15 protein-coding genes are annotated in these 17,863 nt (G+C 33.3%); 7 read left to right on the top strand and 8 right to left on the bottom strand.

The annotated features are described in order from the left end of the window. Positions 1–31: 31 nt before the first annotated feature. The 3 genes from FUA26_RS14890 to FUA26_RS14880 form a co-directional block, all read right to left on the bottom strand. A complete protein-coding gene (locus tag FUA26_RS14890; RefSeq protein ID WP_147137912.1) occupies positions 32–337 on the bottom strand; it encodes a PID-CTERM protein-sorting domain-containing protein in 306 nt (101 codons plus the stop codon). Positions 338–435: 98 nt separating this feature from the next. Beyond that, positions 436–1,074, bottom strand: a complete 639-nt coding sequence (locus FUA26_RS14885) for a YiiX/YebB-like N1pC/P60 family cysteine hydrolase (RefSeq protein ID WP_186826928.1) — start codon at positions 1,072–1,074, stop codon at positions 436–438. Between the two features lie 38 nt (positions 1,075–1,112). Next, positions 1,113–1,607 (bottom strand): DUF2867 domain-containing protein, encoded by a 495-nt coding sequence (locus FUA26_RS14880; protein WP_147137907.1) that lies wholly within the window; start codon positions 1,605–1,607, stop codon positions 1,113–1,115. A 75-nt stretch (positions 1,608–1,682) separates the two neighbouring features. On the opposite strand from FUA26_RS14880, the gene FUA26_RS14875 reads away from it, so the two are divergent. Next, positions 1,683–2,303, top strand: coding sequence for a TetR/AcrR family transcriptional regulator (locus FUA26_RS14875; RefSeq protein ID WP_147137904.1), 621 nt, complete (start codon positions 1,683–1,685; stop codon positions 2,301–2,303). Here FUA26_RS14875 and FUA26_RS14870 read toward each other — a convergent pair. Beyond that, positions 2,300–3,178 carry a LysR substrate-binding domain-containing protein gene (locus tag FUA26_RS14870; protein ID WP_147137901.1) on the bottom strand — a complete coding sequence of 293 codons (879 nt, stop codon included), beginning with the start codon at positions 3,176–3,178 and terminating at the stop codon, positions 2,300–2,302. The genes FUA26_RS14875 and FUA26_RS14870 overlap by 4 nt on opposite strands. A gap of 78 nt (positions 3,179–3,256) precedes the next feature. Between FUA26_RS14870 and hutH the strand changes: the two genes are divergently transcribed. The 3 genes from hutH to hutI are packed head-to-tail and all read left to right on the top strand — an operon-like array spanning position 3,257 to position 7,976. Further along, on the top strand, positions 3,257–4,753 hold the full coding sequence (gene hutH / locus FUA26_RS14865) for a histidine ammonia-lyase (RefSeq protein WP_147137898.1): 1,497 nt from the start codon (positions 3,257–3,259) through the stop codon (positions 4,751–4,753). Between the two features lie 2 nt (positions 4,754–4,755). Further along, entirely contained in the window at positions 4,756–6,753 is a 1,998-nt protein-coding gene (locus FUA26_RS14860) for a urocanate hydratase (protein WP_147137895.1), read from the top strand. Beyond that, on the top strand, positions 6,753–7,976 hold the full coding sequence (gene hutI / locus FUA26_RS14855; protein WP_147137892.1) for an imidazolonepropionase: 1,224 nt from the start codon (positions 6,753–6,755) through the stop codon (positions 7,974–7,976). Before FUA26_RS14860 ends, hutI begins: the two co-directional genes overlap by 1 nt. A gap of 218 nt (positions 7,977–8,194) precedes the next feature. Here the strand turns inward: hutI and FUA26_RS14850 are convergent, their stop codons facing one another. From FUA26_RS14850 to FUA26_RS14835, 4 genes are all read right to left on the bottom strand, one after another. After that, on the bottom strand, positions 8,195–9,181 hold the full coding sequence (locus FUA26_RS14850; protein ID WP_147137889.1) for a nucleotidyl transferase AbiEii/AbiGii toxin family protein: 987 nt from the start codon (positions 9,179–9,181) through the stop codon (positions 8,195–8,197). Next, positions 9,178–9,903 (bottom strand): type IV toxin-antitoxin system AbiEi family antitoxin domain-containing protein, encoded by a 726-nt coding sequence (locus tag FUA26_RS14845; RefSeq protein WP_147137886.1) that lies wholly within the window; start codon positions 9,901–9,903, stop codon positions 9,178–9,180. Before FUA26_RS14845 ends, FUA26_RS14850 begins: the two co-directional genes overlap by 4 nt. Before the next feature lie 280 nt (positions 9,904–10,183). Further along, complete coding sequence (locus FUA26_RS14840; RefSeq protein ID WP_147137883.1) at positions 10,184–11,353, bottom strand: cytochrome-c peroxidase; 1,170 nt, start codon at positions 11,351–11,353, stop codon at positions 10,184–10,186. A gap of 15 nt (positions 11,354–11,368) precedes the next feature. Then, entirely contained in the window at positions 11,369–13,603 is a 2,235-nt protein-coding gene (locus FUA26_RS14835; protein WP_147137879.1) for a M1 family metallopeptidase, read from the bottom strand. A gap of 185 nt (positions 13,604–13,788) precedes the next feature. On the opposite strand from FUA26_RS14835, the gene FUA26_RS14830 reads away from it, so the two are divergent. The 3 genes from FUA26_RS14830 to FUA26_RS14820 all read left to right on the top strand — a co-directional run bounded on the left by FUA26_RS14830 (position 13,789) and on the right by FUA26_RS14820 (position 17,847). After that, positions 13,789–14,316, top strand: a complete 528-nt coding sequence (locus tag FUA26_RS14830) for an inorganic diphosphatase (RefSeq protein WP_147137876.1) — start codon at positions 13,789–13,791, stop codon at positions 14,314–14,316. A 278-nt stretch (positions 14,317–14,594) separates the two neighbouring features. Beyond that, positions 14,595–16,934 carry a sodium-translocating pyrophosphatase gene (locus FUA26_RS14825; protein ID WP_147137874.1) on the top strand — a complete coding sequence of 780 codons (2,340 nt, stop codon included), beginning with the start codon at positions 14,595–14,597 and terminating at the stop codon, positions 16,932–16,934. A 178-nt stretch (positions 16,935–17,112) separates the two neighbouring features. Continuing rightward, the gene (locus FUA26_RS14820; RefSeq protein ID WP_147137871.1) at positions 17,113–17,847 is read left to right on the top strand and encodes a hypothetical protein; all 735 of its coding nucleotides are present in this window, start codon (positions 17,113–17,115) and stop codon (positions 17,845–17,847) included. Positions 17,848–17,863: the final 16 nt, after the last annotated feature.

Genomic DNA, 17,863 nt, shown 5'->3' with positions numbered 1-17,863 from the left:
TTGTTTTATAGGGAAAACTACTAGATTGTTTTTATTTATTACGAAGCTTTTTATACCCAAAAGCTGCAGCTCCAAGAACCAATATACCTAAACCACCATCTAAAGGAGCTGAAGGTGTTTTTTTATTTGTGTTACCTTTTTGTTTGTCGTTACCTTGGTTGCCAGTGTTTTCTCCATGATCACCTTTATTGGAACCTGTTGTTGTTCCATCGGCATTGCCTTTACCATTATTTCCTTTGTTATCTTTTTTTGCATAAATATTTGTTGAAAAAGTTAGTGCAATAACAACCATTAATGATGTTAAGATTTTTGAAACTGAGTAGTTTTTTGTTTTCATAATGTAAAAATTTATAAAATAAATGTATACAATTTGCGTGTAGGAAAATCTTTTTATCGATAAACGACATTAAAATTTGATATGCTGTTTATTGTTAATCAGTGTGTTAGGTTTTTTTGAATTGATTTAATAAACTTCAACTCATTGCTATTAGCCATTCCGTTTGGGTTACAGCCTAATTTGCCTTCTGGAATTTCAATGCCTAATGCAGCATAATGTTTTATCCAACCGTCATGAAACGCATTTGTTTTTGGGTTTTTAAACGTCATTGGTTCTAGTTTAAAAATACTATCTGTTTTATATATTTCATAAATATATTCTGAACAATAAACACCTTCATCTTCTAAAATATAAGTTGTATTGTATGGCGTTCCAATTAATTTTTTTGCCTGTTTTAAAGCAATTTCTATTTGTGTGTTAGTTGCATTTTTAATACGGTATACATCAACGGTATAATTGGTTTCTTTTGTTTTGCAAAATTTATTAAGAGGTTCTTTTATTACACCTTTTTTACTATCGGCATGATAAACATACACAGTGTTATTTTCAACTTCGCATACGCCCATGTGTGCGTAATTACTTCTTTTAGATGTTTGTGTAACATCGTTTATTGCTTCAGATAATTCACTATTACTAATACCTCTAAAAACAATATCGCCATTTTTGATGTTTGATGAATTACAACCAAAAAATAATGCAAGTGTAAGTACGTAAACTGTAAATTTTAAGTGTTTCAATTTTAATAGTTTTAAATAGCAAATAAACAACATAGATATTAAACATACGCATTTTTATAAGCCTGCTTCACCATACTCTTAACCACCACTCTATGAAACGGTGCTACAATAGCCATATAAACCTTCCCAAAGGTATTTTTGTATTCTACTAAAGTGGTTACTTTAATGTTAAAACTGGGTTCTTTGGAATCGTAAACACTGACTCTAAAGTTAAGATGTTTATCATCTGCACCAAGCACAAGTTCATTATCAAGAATATCAAAAATTTTAAAAAAACCAGAATAGCTGCCAACTTTATAGTCTAAATTATAATCTTTTGGCATTTCTACTTTTAAACCAAAAGGTTTTACAAGCGTGTTGCGTAGTTTCATTAGTGTGCTAACCCACTTTGGGAATGTTCCAAAAATTAAGTGTGCTACCGTTTTTAAGTCATCTTTATGGTTGGTGGTAGAAAAGGTGTCTTTAAAATCAACTTGCTTTAAGGCGTTTTTAATGGCTTCGGTTTTCGGGGTATTTTCTTCTTTTACTTTCATAGCTTTAAAAATTAGGTCAAATATACTAATTCTAATTAAATTAGGTCAGGTGTACTAAATTATTATATTTGTGAAATGAAAAGGACTAAAGTTATAATTCTAGAAACAGCACTTAAACTATTTAATGATGAAGGTTTACCTAAAGTTACTCTAAGAACAATAGCTAATACAATGGGGATTAGTCAGGGAAACCTTAACTACCATTTTAAAAAACGGGATGAAATTATTGAAGACTTATATTTTCAGTTAGTTGCCAAAATTGATAAAACTATTAACAATAGCACAACAGCTAGAAATTCTTTAGAAGGTTTTTTAAACATTTCAAAAAGCATGTTGTTTTGTTTTTATGAGTACCGTTTTTTTTTATTAGACTTTGTGCAAATAATGAGAGAAAACTCAAAGATAAAGGCGCACTATGCAATGCTTTTAAAATTAAGAGAACAGCAATTTTTAGAATTATTAGAACAATTAAAAGCTGAAGAAATTATAAGAAAAGAACAGCTGCCAAATGAATATAGGAACCTTTACAAACGCGGACACATCCTTTCCGATTTTTGGATTGCTGCAGCCCAAACTCAAGGTAATGAAATAACTTTAGAATCCATAGATAGTTATTTTCAAATTATGGCTCAAGGTTTTTATCCTTATTTAACTGAAAAAGGAAGCGCTATTTATACAGCCTATATAAATGCCTAAATGAGTTTTAAGAAGTTTTGAAGCATTGGGTTTCTATTGTTTTTATTCCAAACCACAGATAGTGTTGTTTTTTGTTTCATTTTATCTAATTCAATAAACTGTAAATTTTCATTGTTGTTTGCAGCCAATGATTTGGGAACAATAGAAATACCAAAACCATTTTCAACCAACTTGTAGATAGAACCAGCGTGAATAGTATTATGTGATATTATAGGCAAGAACCCGCTATCGTCAAAAATCTGCATGACTTTTTCATAATACGAAGCACTGTATTTTGGGTCAAAAAGTATAAAAGATTCATTTTTGAAGGATTCCAAGTTTTTCAAAGATTTTGAACTTATTTTAAAAGACTTAGGTAACACCAAACAAAAATTTTCATTTAAAATAGGTTTTGTTTCTAAGTCTTTGGGCACACGCTCTAAGCGCACAAAACCCACATCTAAATCAAATGAAAGTAAATGTTTTATTTGTGTTTCATTATCAATTTCTTTCAAACTAAATACAATATTGGGGTGTTTTTCTTCAAAAGCAATTAATAAATTAGGTATTACACTTTGCATTGCAGAACCTACGTAGCCAAGTTTTAAATTGCCTATTTTACCATCATGCACTAATTTAGTATGGTGCAACGTGTAGTCTAAACTTTTTAAAGTTATAGAAAGTTCTTTTTTTAGGTATTCGCCTGCTTTAGTAAGTATTACTTTTCGGTTATGGCGTTCAAAAAGTATCACTCCCAAATCATCTTCCATTTGTTTTATTTGGCGGCTTAATCCAGGTTGCGAAATATATAAGCGTTCAGCAGCGCGCCTAAAGTGTAATTCTTCGGCAACAGCTAAAAAATATTTAAGATGTCTTAATTCTAATTGATTACTCACAGTTATCAAATAATAACAAAAATAGTCTTTTTAAGAATTAAAATAACAAATAACTTTGAAAGACTTAAAACAATAAGCATGACGTTTAAATACGGAATAGATACTTTAACAGTTGATAAAGTTTTAAAAATAGCCAACGGCAATTTAAAAGCAGAAATAACACCTGAAGCCAAAGAGAAAGTAAATGTTTGCAGAGCAAAAGTGGAATCTATGGCTAATAGTAATAAAGCAGTGTATGGTATAAATACGGGGTTTGGCCCACTTTGTGAAGTGCAAATAACACCCGAAGAAACTAAAACATTACAGAAAAATTTATTGCTAACACATGCAGTTGGTGTAGGTAAAGTTATAGATAAGCAATTGTCAAAAATTATGATGATTTGTAAGGTGCATGCGTTATGTCAAGGGTTTTCAGGTGTGCGTTTAAAATTAATTGAACGTATCATTTACTTCATAGAAAATAATTTGTTGCCAGTGGTTCCAGAACAGGGTTCAGTTGGGGCTTCAGGAGACTTAGCGCCATTATCACATTTGTTTTTACCTCTAATTGGTGAAGGTGAATTTTGGGTAGATAATCAAATAAAACCGGCAAATAATGTTTTAGTAGCACATGGTTTAAAGGCTATGGAATTACATGCAAAAGAAGGCCTTGGTTTAATTAACGGCACACAATTTATTTTAGCACATACTATTATTGGGTTAAAAAAAATGGAATATATACTTGATTTGGCCGATGTTGCTGGGGCTATGAGTATTGAAGGTTATCAAGGTAGTTTTTCGCCTTTTAGAGACGAATTACATAAAATTCGCCCATATAAAGGTACAATTGAGGTAGCTGAACGTATGTTTATGTTGCTGTATAAATCACAGAATGTAGATTCTCATGAAAATTGCGGAAGAGTGCAAGACCCTTATTCCATGCGCTGTATTCCTCAGGTACATGGCGCGTCAAGGAACGCTTTTTATCATTTAAGTGAATTAGCTGAAATTGAAATGAACTCAGTTACAGACAACCCTATTGTTTTGAGTGATACCAAAGCTATTTCTGGCGGTAATTTTCATGGGCAGCCTTTGGCAATGGCACTAGATTATTGTTCTGTGGCTGCTGCCGAATTGGGAAATATTGCAGACCGCCGTTGTTACTTGTTACTAGAAGGAAAGTATGGGTTGCCTAGATTGTTAACCACAGGTGGTGGCGGATTAAATTCAGGGTTCATGATTCCGCAATATACAACAGCTGCTTTGGTTACTGAAAATAAAAGTTTGTGTTTTCCGCCATCTGCAGATAGTGTACCAACTTCCTTAGGTCAAGAAGATCATGTGTCTATGGGAAGTATTTCTGGTAGAAAGTTCAACCAAATTTTAGAAAATTTAGAAAAGATTTTGGCTATAGAATTAATGTACGCTGCACAAGCTTTAGAATTTAGAAGGCCCAATACGTTCTCTGATATTATAGAGGAAAACTTTAAAATTATTAGAAGTAAAGTAACAAAACTTGAAGATGACAGGGCTTTAAAAGCAGACATTGATGCCATGATAAATTTAGTGAAGACTCAAGCATTTAATTTAAGATAGGTATGACATTTAAAGAACAGATATTACAAGGTATTCCAACCAATTTGCCACCAAAGCGAAACTACCCAGAAAGCGTTAATAGAGCGCCAAAACGAAAAGATATTTTAACTGTTGAAGAAAAGCAATTAGCAATAAAAAATGCATTACGTTACTTTCCTGAGCAATGGCATAAAGCACTAGCTAAAGAATTTGCCGAAGAATTAAATGCATATGGTAGAATCTATATGTATAGATTTAAGCCAGATTATAAAATATATGCAAGACCAATTTTTGCATATCCTTCTAACTGTTCGCAAGCAGCTGCTATTATGCTGATGATCCAGAATAATTTAGATCCAGCAGTTGCGCAACATCCGGAAGAACTAATTACTTACGGCGGCAATGGTGCTGTGTTTCAAAATTGGGCGCAGTATTTGTTGACCATGAAATATTTGGCAACCATGACTGAGGAACAAACATTGCATATGTATTCTGGTCATCCTATGGGGTTGTTTCCCTCATCTAAAAATGCACCCAGAGTGGTGGTAACTAATGGCATGATGATTCCTAATTATTCTAAACCCGATGATTGGGAAAAATTTAATGCACTTGGGGTTACGCAATACGGGCAAATGACTGCTGGTTCATTCATGTATATTGGTCCGCAAGGTATTGTACACGGTACTACGATTACAGTGATGAATGCCTTCAGAAAAATTTTAAATAAAAACGAAACGCCTAACGGAAAAATATTTTTAACAGCAGGTTTAGGCGGCATGAGTGGTGCACAGCCAAAAGCAGGAAACATTGCGGGTTGCATTACAGTAGCAGCAGAGGTAAACCCTAAAGCTGCTAAAAAACGCTATGAACAAGGTTGGGTAGATGTATTAATTGAAAGTTTAGATGATTTGGTTACTCGCGTGAAGCAAGCACAGGCAGAAAATGAGGTGGTGTCTATAGCTTTCATTGGTAATGTTGTTAATGTTTGGGAGCGTTTTTATGAAGACAATATTTTTATTCATTTAGGGTCAGATCAAACCTCTTTGCATATACCGTATACAGGCGGTTATTATCCAGTTGGTGTAACTTACAAGGAAGCTAATCAATTGATAAGTGAAGCACCAGAAGTGTTTAAACAAAAGGTCAAAGAGTCACTAAAAAGACATGCTGATGCCATTAATAAACACACCAAAAGAGGCACGTATTTCTTTGATTATGGCAATGCTTTTTTATTAGAAGCATCTAGAGCAGGAGCTGAGGTTATGGCCAAAAATAAAGGTAATTTTAAATACCCATCTTATGTGCAAGATATTTTAGGACCAATGTGTTTTGATTATGGTTTTGGCCCATTTCGTTGGGTGTGCACATCAGGAAAACCTGAAGACTTAGAAAAAACCGATGCTATAGCTGCCCAAGTATTGCAAAGCATAATGAAGGATGCTCCAGAGGAAATAAAACTACAGATGCAAGACAATATAACTTGGATAAAAAATGCAAAGCAAAATAATATGGTTGTTGGGTCTCAAGCCCGAATATTATATGCCGATGCAGAAGGTAGAATAAAAATAGCTATAGCTTTTAATAATGCCATCAAAAAAGGAGAAATTGGGCCTATAGTTTTAGGAAGAGATCATCATGATGTAAGCGGAACAGATTCGCCGTTTAGAGAAACCTCTAATATTTATGATGGTAGTAAATTTACAGCAGACATGGCAATACATAATGTAATTGGTGATAGCTTTAGAGGCGCTACCTGGGTATCTATTCACAATGGCGGTGGTGTTGGCTGGGGCGAAGTTATTAATGGCGGTTTTGGAATGTTATTAGATGGCTCTAAAGAAGCTGAAGAGCAACTAAAAAATATGTTGTTTTATGATGTAAATAATGGAATAGCAAGACGAAGTTGGGCAAGAAACAATGAGGCTATGTTTGCTATAAAACGTGAAATGGAAAGAACGCCCAATTTAAAAGTAACTTTACCTAACTTAGTAGATGAAACGTTATTAGAAAATTTGTTTTAATGAAGTTATTATTTAAAAACATAAAAGAATTGCTTCAGGTTAGAAACGAACCAATAAAGTTTGTTTCAGGGAAAGATATGGGTGTTTTACCTACCATTAAACATGCCTTTTTAGTTGCTGAAAATGGTTTAATATCAGATTTTGGAACCATGGATGATTGTCCTAGTTCTAGTTTTGATACTATTATTGATTGTACGGGAAAAATGCTAATGCCTACTTGGTGCGATTCGCATACGCATTTGGTATACGCCGGAAACAGAGAAGCGGAGTTTGTAGATAGAATCAATGGCTTAACGTATGAAGAAATAGCTAATAATGGTGGCGGAATTTTAAATTCAGCCAAGGTATTGCAAGATACATCAGAAGAAGCATTGTATAATCAGAGTAAGGTTCGGTTAGAAAACATTATAAATTTAGGAACGGGAGCTGTTGAAATTAAATCGGGTTACGGTTTAACGGTTGAGGCTGAATTAAAAATGCTTCGTGTTATAAAAAGATTAAAGGAAAACTATCCAATTGAAATTAAAGCAACCTTATTAGGAGCGCACGCAATTCCTAAGGAATATAAAGACAATAAAGATGCTTATTTAGATTTGGTAATTAATGAACTGATGCCAAAAGTAGCCGAAGAAAATTTAGCTGAATACATAGATGTGTTTTGTGAAACGGGTTATTTCTCTGTTGAAGACACCAATCGTATTCTACAAGCAGGAAAGCAATATGGTTTTATACCAAAAATACATGTAAATCAATTTACAGCTATTGGTGGTGTTCAAGTGGGTGTAAAGCATAATGCGCTATCTGTAGATCATTTAGAAGTAATTAGAAATATTGATGTTGAAGCTTTAAAAACAAGTAAGACTATGCCAGTAGCTTTACCAGGGTGTTCTTATTTTTTAAGTATTCCGTACACGCCTGCTAGAAAACTTATAAATGCGGGCTTACCATTAGCCTTGGCAACAGATTATAACCCAGGTTCAGCTCCTTCGGGTAATATGAATTTTGTGGTGTCTACGGCATGTATAAAAATGAAGATGACGCCAGAAGAGGCCATTAATGCAGCTACCATAAATGGTGCTTACGCCATGGGGTTACAGGATAAATTAGGTTCAATTACAAAAGGTAAATTGGCTCGTTTAATATTAACTAAACCTGTAAACTCTTATGGGGTTATGCCTTATAGTTTTGGAGATAATATGGTTGAAAAGGTGTTTGTTTTTTAACTCACTTGGATAGAGAAGAGGGTTTTGTTGATATATAGAATTAAATCTTGAGCGGTTAAATGGGTGATTGAGTAGGTTTGTTTAACGGCTTAGGCTATGAGTAGCTGTGTGGGTTAGCGATTAACTTTACAAGTACATACCGAGTTGGAAATTCCGAAGGGATTTCCAAAGTAGGCGAGAACAAGCAATTACTTATAGCCATTGTTGTGCGTTCGTCTTTATTTGTTTTCCAATTTTATATTCCAATCAATAGAGGATATTCTTTTCTGAATGAGAATTAAAGTATTTAATAATTCCTGTTCATCTGGAAAAGAACCATAAACCAAGTTTTTAAAGTCTGACTCATATGCAACTTTCAAATCACTCCACACTTTTTCAGGGTAATCAAATATTAGTGAATTAATAGGGTGATTTTTTAGCCATTCATTGTTGTTTTTAAAGCTTGCTACATCATCTTGAGCGACTTTTAATAACATAATGTCAAATTCTTTTGATTTAAAAAAAGTAAGCAGTTCATTTACAGAAAGAAGTTGATTTAAGTCATATACGTGTCTAATTTTATTTTTTAAATCTGTAATTGGGTTTTCTCCATATGAGAACCGAACTAAACTCATAATTTTTTCACAAATAGTTCTACTTGGTTCTAAAACAAGTACATTGAATGGTAATAAATTTTGTTCTTTAGCGATTTCACTTTGTTCATTGTTCATCATCATTTCACCTACAAAAGAGCAAGCACTTTTAGTTGTGTAGGGTTCAAAGTATCCAAGCCAAGTAGCTTCCACCACAATAGCATCTCTTACTTGACCATAATCTCCTTTAAATTCTTTGTTGTATGAGTGTGCTGTTTTACGATTCATTCCCATTTTGTGAGTTAAACCTGCTATTTCTATTTCTGGCAGGACATTGCTCACTACATTACTAATCGTTCTAATTTTAGTGGTAAGTTTGTTATTTGATTCTCCCTCTCTTCTTAGGACAACTAGGTCTATATCTTCTGAAAATCTTTCAATTATGTTGTAACATTTAGATAATGCTGTTCCACCTTTGAAAACTGTATTACTACCAATTTTATCATTGAATATTGTGAAAAGTGCATATGTCACCCAATAGTCTTTTTCTACAAATATTGCCGGTATTTGCATTTGGTCAGATGTAAACTGTACAGCTTGTCTAAATAGCTTTTTGTCTAGATGAAGTTTCATGTAATATTCCAGTTAGAAGCGTTAGTTAATGCTTTTTTTGCACCTGGAATCTCATATTTAGTAATAGGATTTAGAGATTCTTTCAAGCTAATCGTTATTGATTTATTTTGTATTTCATCTAATAATGCGCCTAATAAAGCTCTTGTAGATGGTGGATACTTTAAAGATAGTCGTATTAACTCTTTTTTGTCATCTAAACTTAAGTCCCTAATTATTTCCAAAAATCTTAAACAAGATGTTTTTATGGTAGTGTCGGGTATTTTCTTCACATACTTAATTGAATCTAGAATCTGTAATAGAGGAATATTTCTTTTGGTAATTATATTTTTTTGTTTGACGAATGATATTGTGTAACGCTCTCGTTTAAATTTAGGGCGAGTTTGATTTTTTCCTATTTGTATTATGTTACTAACTTGAGTTGTTAATCCTAACTTATTATATATGCTATAACCTGTTAAATATCCAATCACTTTACCATTTTCATTTAGTAAGTCTTTAACTATTTGTTCTTGACTAGGTTGAAGAGTCCCAAAAGGGGTTTTTTCAGGTTTAAAATACTTTCCTTTTGATAATTTTTTAATTTTGCCTGAATTTGCCATACGATTTAAGGCTTTGATGATAGCTTCTTTTTTATTTACGTCAACATTAAAGTCTTCATAGGTGAAAATATATCCTTTTGGTAGTCGGTTTATCGTATTTCTAATATATTCAGTTGCTTTCAAGGTTTTTTTGTTTGTTCAAATATAATAAAAATGTCCAGTTTTTTAACTAATAAACTGGACAAAAAAATAATGAATTTGGAAAGTAACACTATGTAGCTTATCTTTGCGTTGCTTGCAACGCAAAGATAAGCTACATACCCTTCCTCTTCTATTTATTGATTTTCAGAGTACTGTTTTTAGATGACGCACAATGTTTTTCTGAATATGTGTCGTTGTAATGACGTATACCCGACGTTAAACGGAATTAGTTGAAAATTTTTACAAAATCAAGTTTTTAAAACTAGTTAATATCTCCTCCAACTTTTAAGCCACTTGGTACGCTTTCAGGAACTGTTTTATCAAATTCATCATCATTTAATGTGTTTAAAAATGATATGATGAGTGACATGTCCTTCATTCTTACGGTTTGGGTTATAGCCAAAGTATCAATTTTTTCAACCTTTACATGTGGGTTTCTAGATTTTTTAAAAGTAAGGTCTTCATAAAATTCTAAAACCTTTTCTAAAGTTAATAAGGTACCATTATGCATGTAAGGAGCGGTATGTCTTAAATTTCTAAGCGTTGGTGTTCTAAACGCGAATTGTTTATTAAAACCCATATCAGCTGAATCTAATTTACTGTTTTCAGGCACACTCAAAATATGTGTTTTAAAATCTGAAAACATGGGGCCGTTGTGGCAATTTATACAGCCTACGTTTTTAAAAAGTTTAAAACCTTCTTTTTCAGCCAAAGATATGGCCGTAGAGTCACCACGCATATACTTATCAAAAGGTGTGTTGTTTGTAATTAATGTTCTTTCAAAGGCAGCTATGGCTTTACCAATATTGACTGTGTTAATTGGATTTTCTTCAGAAAAAACTGTAGTAAATAGTGTTTTGTATTCAGGTATTTCTTTTAATCTTTTAACAACTTCAGTAAGAATTTCTGCTTCCGAAAAATTAGTGCCGCGCATTTCTTCTAAAGCTTTTATAGGCTCTAGCGCTTGTGTTTCTAAACTTTGCACTCTTTTGTCCCAAAACATTGGAGCGTTTTCTGGGGTATAGTTATTAGCCATACCAATACCATTAAAAGCAGTGTTTAAAACGGTGTGCGCGTTGCGTTTTACAAAAGGTATACTGTTGGGTTTGTTAAAGACTCGTTTGCTGCCAAAACCTATGCCGTTTACACCAATAGAAATATCTTTAAACTCTGCATATCCATTAGTTGGGTGGTGGCATGTGGCACAAGCAACATCTTTATTGCCTGATAAAATAGGATCAAAAAAAAGTAAGCGTCCAAGATTTACTTTTTCTTTTGAAAACGGATTGTTTTTTGGCCATTTTGCATTTAAAGGTAATGCACTTACAGTGTTTTTGGGTGTAGAAATAAGGTTTTCTTCTTTAGGGTTTTTACATCCAAAGAAGAAAACCAGTAATATAAAAATGCCTGTTTTCTTTGCTAAGTTTAGCAATTTTGTTTGTGTTAATTAGTTTTTAGATTGCGCTTTTTTAAAGCTATCAAATTCAGAATCTGTATTTACCTTCGGAAAACTATTGTTAGCTGTATTGGTATCGGCAAATTCAAAATTAGGATCTAAATTAACTTTGGCAACTTCTTTGTTTTTAATAAAAGTATGCTGAATTTCGTATTCATTACGTCTCCAAACTTGTGCAGGTAATTGGTCTATTTCTTTTGTGCCGTCAGTAAAAACCCATTCAATAGTAACGGGCATTACAAGGCCGCCAATGTTTTTAATGGTAACTTCGTATAAATTTTTGCCCGATAGTTGTTCTCTAATGCTACTTTCGTTTAATCTTGATAAAAATCCACCATAATCTTTATCAGGTGTTTCAATCATGTTAATAATTTCTGGTCCGTTTGAAAAATCATTAGCGGCACTATTAGCATTGTTTCCATTACTTGCTATTTTGGTTTGAGAGGTTTTTTGTTGGTCTTCAATATTTTTGTTTTCTTCAAAAATCTTAAACCATTTTACGTTGCTAAGTTCCATGTCTACATGGTCTGTGGTAAAAAACCAGCCTCGGTAAAACCAATCTAAATCTACAGCGCTAGCGTCTTCTAAAGTTCTAAATAAATCGGCCGGATTTGGGTGTTTGTATTTCCAGCGGTTGGCGTATTCTTTAAAAGCTTCATCAAACAATTCTTTTCCCATAATGGAGTTTCTAAGCATTTGCAAGCCAACGGTAGGTTTTACGTAAAAGTTCATGCCAAATTGCGAAAACAATTCATTGTCAGAGTTTGTCATTATAGGGCGTAATATGTTTTTATCGCCACTCATAAAAGGTACTATGGTAGCAGGTGTTACGCTATTAAAATCTGGATACCTTTCAGCTACTGTACGTTGGTGTAAAAAGGTGTTTAAGCCTTCATCCATCCACATCCATTTACGTTCATCTGAGCTTACAATCATAGGAAACCAGTTGTGGCCAACTTCATGTATAATGGTGCCAATCATTCTAGATTTGGCGTTTTTTGTCATTTCGCCATTTTTGGGTCTTCCGCCATTAAAACTTATCATTGGGAATTCCATACCAATATTTGATGTGTTTACTGAAATACAAACAGGATACGGATAATCAAAAGTAGCTTCAGAATATACCTCTAAAGCATGCATAATAGCTTTTGTAGATTCTTCTTTCCAAACAGGTAACCCTTCTTTTGGGTAAAAAGACATAGCCATTACGTTATTACTAGGAAGTTTAACGTTTTGGGCATCCCATAAAAACTTTCTTGATGAAGCAAAAGCAAAGTCACGAACGTTTTCAGCTTTAAATTTCCATGTTTTTTGCTTTTTACTTTTTGTTTTTTCGTTAGTAATAGCTTCTTCTTTAGTAATAATCATTACAGGTTTGTTATAGGATTTTGAAGCCTCTTTTAAGCGTTTGCGTTGTTTTTTTGTTAATACATTTTCGCTGTTTTGTAGTGCGCCGGTAGCAGCTACAATATGATCTGCAGCTACGGTTATTTCAACGTTATAATCACCAAATTCTAAAGCAAACTCACCAAGTTTTTGAAATTGTTGGTTTTGCCAGCCTTCGGTATCGCTATATACAGCCATTCTGGGAAACCAATGTGCTAATAAATACACGGTATTGTCATCTTCAGGAAAATATTCATAACCTTCTCTAGAAAGTAAAAACATACTACGGTCTGTTATGTGGTAAGACCACCCAATGTTTATAACTGTAGATTCGCCAGATTTTAAAGGTGTGTTAAGCTTAACCTTCATCATGGTGTTGTTAACCAGTGTTTTTATATCCTTGCCAGCACCATCTTTAACATATTTTATGGTGTAACCAGCAGGAAAATTAATAGCTCTGGTTAAAAACTGCATTTTTCTAGAAGTAATGCTGTCTTTTAAATTGTTGTTTATGCCACCAAAGTCTTCATTCCCTTTTTTGTTTACATTTTGCTCTAACATTATCCAAACATACGTTAAGTTGTCTGGTGAATTATTAAAATAAGTAATAGTTTCTTCTCCAGAAAGGGTGTTGTTGGTTTCGTTTAATTGGGCTTTAATATTGTAATTAGCGCGTTGTTGCCAATAATCTTTACCAGGAGCACCGCTTGCAGAACGGTAACTGTTTGGTGGTGCAATTAAATTGTCTATTGTTTCAAATTTACCTTGCCAAGGTTTGTTTTGTGCGCTTAAAAATAGGCTAAAAAGGAAAGCGCTTAATAGTGTTAAGGATAGTCGCATATATAAATGAGTTAGTCACAATTAAGAAATTGCCACAATATAGCAATTATTGAAAGTATTTTTTACCAAATTGCTTTTTAAATTATGTGAAGATTAAGGTTTTGTAAAAATTTTAAGCACCTTAAATTTATTGTTGTTAAAGCTATGGTTGTTATGTACCTTTGTTAACCAAATTATGAACAAACATGAGTAAGAAAAAAGAATTAACATTTGATGTTTTAATAGAAATACCAAAAGGAAGTAGAAATAAATACGAATACGATTTTACGTTAAATAAGATACGTTTTGACAGAACATTGTTTTCATCAATGATGTACCCGGGTGATTACGGATTTGTACCTGAAACTTTAGCGTTAGATCAAGATCCTTTAGATGTATTAGTACTTTCAACAGAGCCTTCATACCCAATGGTAGTAATGGAAGTAAGACCCATTGGAGTTTTTCATATGACCGATGAAAAAGGGCCTGATGAAAAAATAATTTGTGTACCAGTTTCAGATCCTGTTTGGAGTCATAGAAGTGATTTAATAGATTTAAATCCGCATAGATTAAAAGAAATTGAACACTTTTTTCAAGTTTATAAAGATTTAGAAAAGAAAAAAGTAGATGTTGGTGGTTGGGGTAATGCCGAAGAAGCTGTGAAAATTTATCATGAATGTGTTAAGCGTTATGATGAAAGTGAACATAAAAAGAAACGCACTTACACTATTTAAGAAATAATTAAAAATAATTTTTAAGCCACCCTTATTCAGGGTGGTTTTTTTATTTGGGTTGTTGTAGTATTGGTTTTAACTATCAAGTCTTTTTAAGCAATACAAAAATTCAATTGGTTAAGCGTGTTTTAGCTAACAAATATCATATAAATAGTAATATTATAATTTAAGAAGGGGTTTAAATGAATAATCTTTAATTAAATCATGCTTTTTTTATCACTTTTATTTTCCTACTTTTATTCGCATTAATTTTTAACTTAATAACTAACATAAAAAATATGGAATTAATAGTAGACTTTTTACCGCTTTTTGGCGTGTTAGCGTTAGCATTTGTTTTTATTAAAAGTGCTTGGGTGTCCAAACAAGATCAAGGTACAGATACCATGAAAGAAATAGCCAAAAATATTGCAGATGGCGCCATGTCTTTCTTAAAAGCAGAGTATAAAATTTTATCAATCTTTGTAGCAGCTGTAGCTGTGTTATTATATTTTAAAGGAGCTAATGAAGTTGGCTCAAATGGTATGGTTGCCGTGTCATTTATAGTTGGAGCTATTTGTTCAGCTTTAGCTGGTTTTATTGGTATGAAGGTGGCAACAAAAGCCAATGTGCGCACTACAAGTGCAGCTAGAACATCTTTAGGAAAAGCTTTAGAAGTTGCTTTTGCAGGAGGAGCCGTTATGGGTTTAGGTGTTGTAGGTTTGGGCGTTTTAGGCTTAAGTGGTTTGTTTATGATTTATAGCGGCCAAGGTTGGGAAATAACTGAAGTTTTAAATGTACTTTCTGGTTTTTCTCTTGGAGCTTCATCTATAGCGTTATTTGCGCGTGTTGGTGGTGGTATTTATACCAAAGCTGCCGATGTTGGTGCCGATTTAGTTGGTAAAGTTGAAGCAGGTATTCCTGAAGATCATCCGTTAAACCCGGCAACTATTGCCGATAACGTTGGTGATAATGTAGGAGATGTTGCTGGTATGGGGGCCGATTTATTTGAGTCTTACGTGGGGTCTATTATTGGTACAATGGTTTTAGGAGCCTTAATTGTAACACCTGGTTTTGATGGTTTAGGTGCTGTGTATTTACCACTAGCCCTAGCAGCAGTAGGTATTATTATGTCTATAATAGGAACATTTTTTGTAAAAGTTAAAGAAGGCGGTTCACCACATGCTGCTTTAAATATTGGCGAGTTTGGTTCTGCGGGGTTAATGCTTGTAGCATCTTATTTTTTAATAACAAATTTTATTCCTGCAGAAGTTGAAGGATTACCATTTGGAGCAATGGGTGTATTTTACGCAACATTGGCTGGTTTAGTGGCTGGTTTAGCTGTTGGAAAAGTAACCGAATATTATACAGGTACTGGCACAAAACCAGTAAATTCTATTGTAAAACAATCTGAAACTGGTGCAGCTACCAATATCATTTCTGGTTTAGGTGTAGGTATGATGTCTACAATGTTCCCAATTCTTTTAATAGCTGCGGCAATTTTAGTGTCGCACCATTTTGCAGGCTTATACGGTATTGCAATTGCTGCCGTAGGTATGTTAGCCAATACAGGTATTCAATTAGCAGTAGATGCTTACGGACCAATTTCTGATAACGCAGGAGGTATTGCTGAAATGGCAGAGTTAGATCCTGAAGTTAGAGAACGTACTGATAAGTTAGATGCAGTAGGTAACACTACAGCGGCTATTGGTAAAGGGTTTGCAATAGCATCGGCAGCATTAACAGCATTGGCTCTGTTTGCTGCGTTTATGGAAACTGCAGGTGTAGCGTCTATTGATGTATCTAGACCAGATATTATGGCAGGTTTATTAATAGGAGGTATGTTGCCATTTGTGTTTTCAGCCTTATCAATGAATGCGGTTGGTAGAGCTGCCATGGCTATGATTGAAGAGGTTCGTCGTCAGTTTAGAGATATACCAGCTTTAAAAGCAGCTTTAGAGGTAATGCGTAAGTATGATTCTGATATGAGTAAAGCTACCGAAGCAGATAGAAAGATTTTTGATGCCGCCAATGGTGTTGCAGAATATGATAAATGTGTAGCTATATCAACACAAGCGTCTATTAAAGAAATGGTATTGCCAGGTTTATTAGCTATTGCAGTACCTGTTGCTGTAGGTTTTATTGGAGGTGCCGAAATGTTAGGCGGTTTACTTGCGGGTGTAACTACTTGTGGTGTGCTTATGGCAATTTTTCAATCTAATGCCGGAGGCGCTTGGGATAATGCTAAAAAAACAATTGAAGAACAAGGTAGGAAAGGAACTGATGCACATAAAGCTGCGGTTGTAGGAGATACGGTTGGAGATCCTTTTAAAGATACATCTGGCCCTTCGTTAAATATATTATTAAAGCTTATGAGTGTTGTTGCGTTGGTAATTGCACCAAGTTTAGTGTCAAATGAGACGGTACAAGCTTATAATAATACCAGTAATGAAGATGTTGAAATGGTTGAAATAACAAAAGAAGTGAAGGTTGATATGACGAATCTTGATGATGGTACTGCAAAAGCCATTGTTACGGTGGTTACTACACAAAACGGCGAAGCCAAAACTACATATGAAACGTTTAAAGGAACTGAACAAGAAGTAAAAGCGCGTATTGATGCGCTTAAAAATAACGGATAGCCACTTTTACAAACTAAACTAAATTTTACCACAAAAAACCACGCTGTAAGGCGTGGTTTTTTTGTGATAATTATTATTGTAAGAATAATTCATAAGAAAATAGAAATGTTAAAGTTTTATCTATTGGTTACTAAAATTAAATAAACAGCTATATTTATTCGGAATTTTAACCCTAACTATGAAATATAAATTCCATTTTCATGTGGTCTTTTTGTTTTTTGTAAACATATGTATTTCGCAAAATACTAATCAGAATTCTAAATTTTACGCTTTATTTGATGCTTATGTTCAAACTGAAAATTTAGAAGTTTATAATGGCAAAGAATTTTTAGATGAACACCCTGAACTTATTAGAACTTCAAAAACAAACAATAAATTTTTTGGTGTTTATGATTTTTTAAAAGGAACTGTAACTTACAACCATCAGCCTTATTTTGATATTGAATTAAAATATAATTTGGTTGATGATCTGGTATTAGTAAAATACATAAATGAAAAGGTTAATTTATTAAGTTTAAATTCTTCTTTATTGAGCAACTTTTCGGTTTTAGGAAAAACTTTTGTGAAGTTACCAAAATCTAACGCAATAGCATCATCTGTTTATGCTAATGGTTTTTTTGAAGAGCAATATAAAGGAACTCATTTTTCTTTTTATGTAAAACATCAAAAAGAAGTTATAGAAGAACATTTAGATGGTAGAATTGTATATAGTTTCAGGCGTTATGAAAACTACATTGTTGGTAATAATAGTAACTACTACCATATAGCCACAAAAAAACAAGCCCTAAAATCATTTCCAGCAAAAGAGAAAGAAATAAAGCAGTTCTTCAAAAAAAATAAAATTTTAAGAAAAGCTGATAAGCAAAAGTTTTATCACAACTTATTCAGACATCTAGATACTTTAAATGATTAATATACCATTAAAAAAG

This window comes from Seonamhaeicola algicola (assembly GCF_007997385.1).
Classification (GTDB): Bacteria; Bacteroidota; Bacteroidia; order Flavobacteriales; family Flavobacteriaceae; genus Seonamhaeicola; species Seonamhaeicola algicola.
This window is presented reverse-complemented; position numbering and strand designations above follow the sequence as displayed.

Bases quoted from the DNA above. Each gene is read 5' to 3' on its own strand.
- FUA26_RS14890 (WP_147137912.1), bottom strand. From the start codon at position 337: ATGAAAACAAAAAACTACTCAGTTTCAAAAATCTTAACATCATTAATG.
- FUA26_RS14880 (WP_147137907.1), bottom strand. From the start codon at position 1,607: ATGAAAGTAAAAGAAGAAAATACCCCGAAAACCGAAGCCATTAAAAAC.
- FUA26_RS14875 (WP_147137904.1), top strand. From the start codon at position 1,683: ATGAAAAGGACTAAAGTTATAATTCTAGAAACAGCACTTAAACTATTT.
- hutH (WP_147137898.1), top strand. From the start codon at position 3,257: ATGACGTTTAAATACGGAATAGATACTTTAACAGTTGATAAAGTTTTA.
- FUA26_RS14860 (WP_147137895.1), top strand. From the start codon at position 4,756: ATGACATTTAAAGAACAGATATTACAAGGTATTCCAACCAATTTGCCA.
- hutI (WP_147137892.1), top strand. From the start codon at position 6,753: ATGAAGTTATTATTTAAAAACATAAAAGAATTGCTTCAGGTTAGAAAC.
- FUA26_RS14850 (WP_147137889.1), bottom strand. From the start codon at position 9,181: ATGAAACTTCATCTAGACAAAAAGCTATTTAGACAAGCTGTACAGTTT.
- FUA26_RS14835 (WP_147137879.1), bottom strand. From the start codon at position 13,603: ATGCGACTATCCTTAACACTATTAAGCGCTTTCCTTTTTAGCCTATTT.
- FUA26_RS14830 (WP_147137876.1), top strand. From the start codon at position 13,789: ATGAGTAAGAAAAAAGAATTAACATTTGATGTTTTAATAGAAATACCA.
- FUA26_RS14825 (WP_147137874.1), top strand. From the start codon at position 14,595: ATGGAATTAATAGTAGACTTTTTACCGCTTTTTGGCGTGTTAGCGTTA.
- FUA26_RS14820 (WP_147137871.1), top strand. From the start codon at position 17,113: ATGAAATATAAATTCCATTTTCATGTGGTCTTTTTGTTTTTTGTAAAC.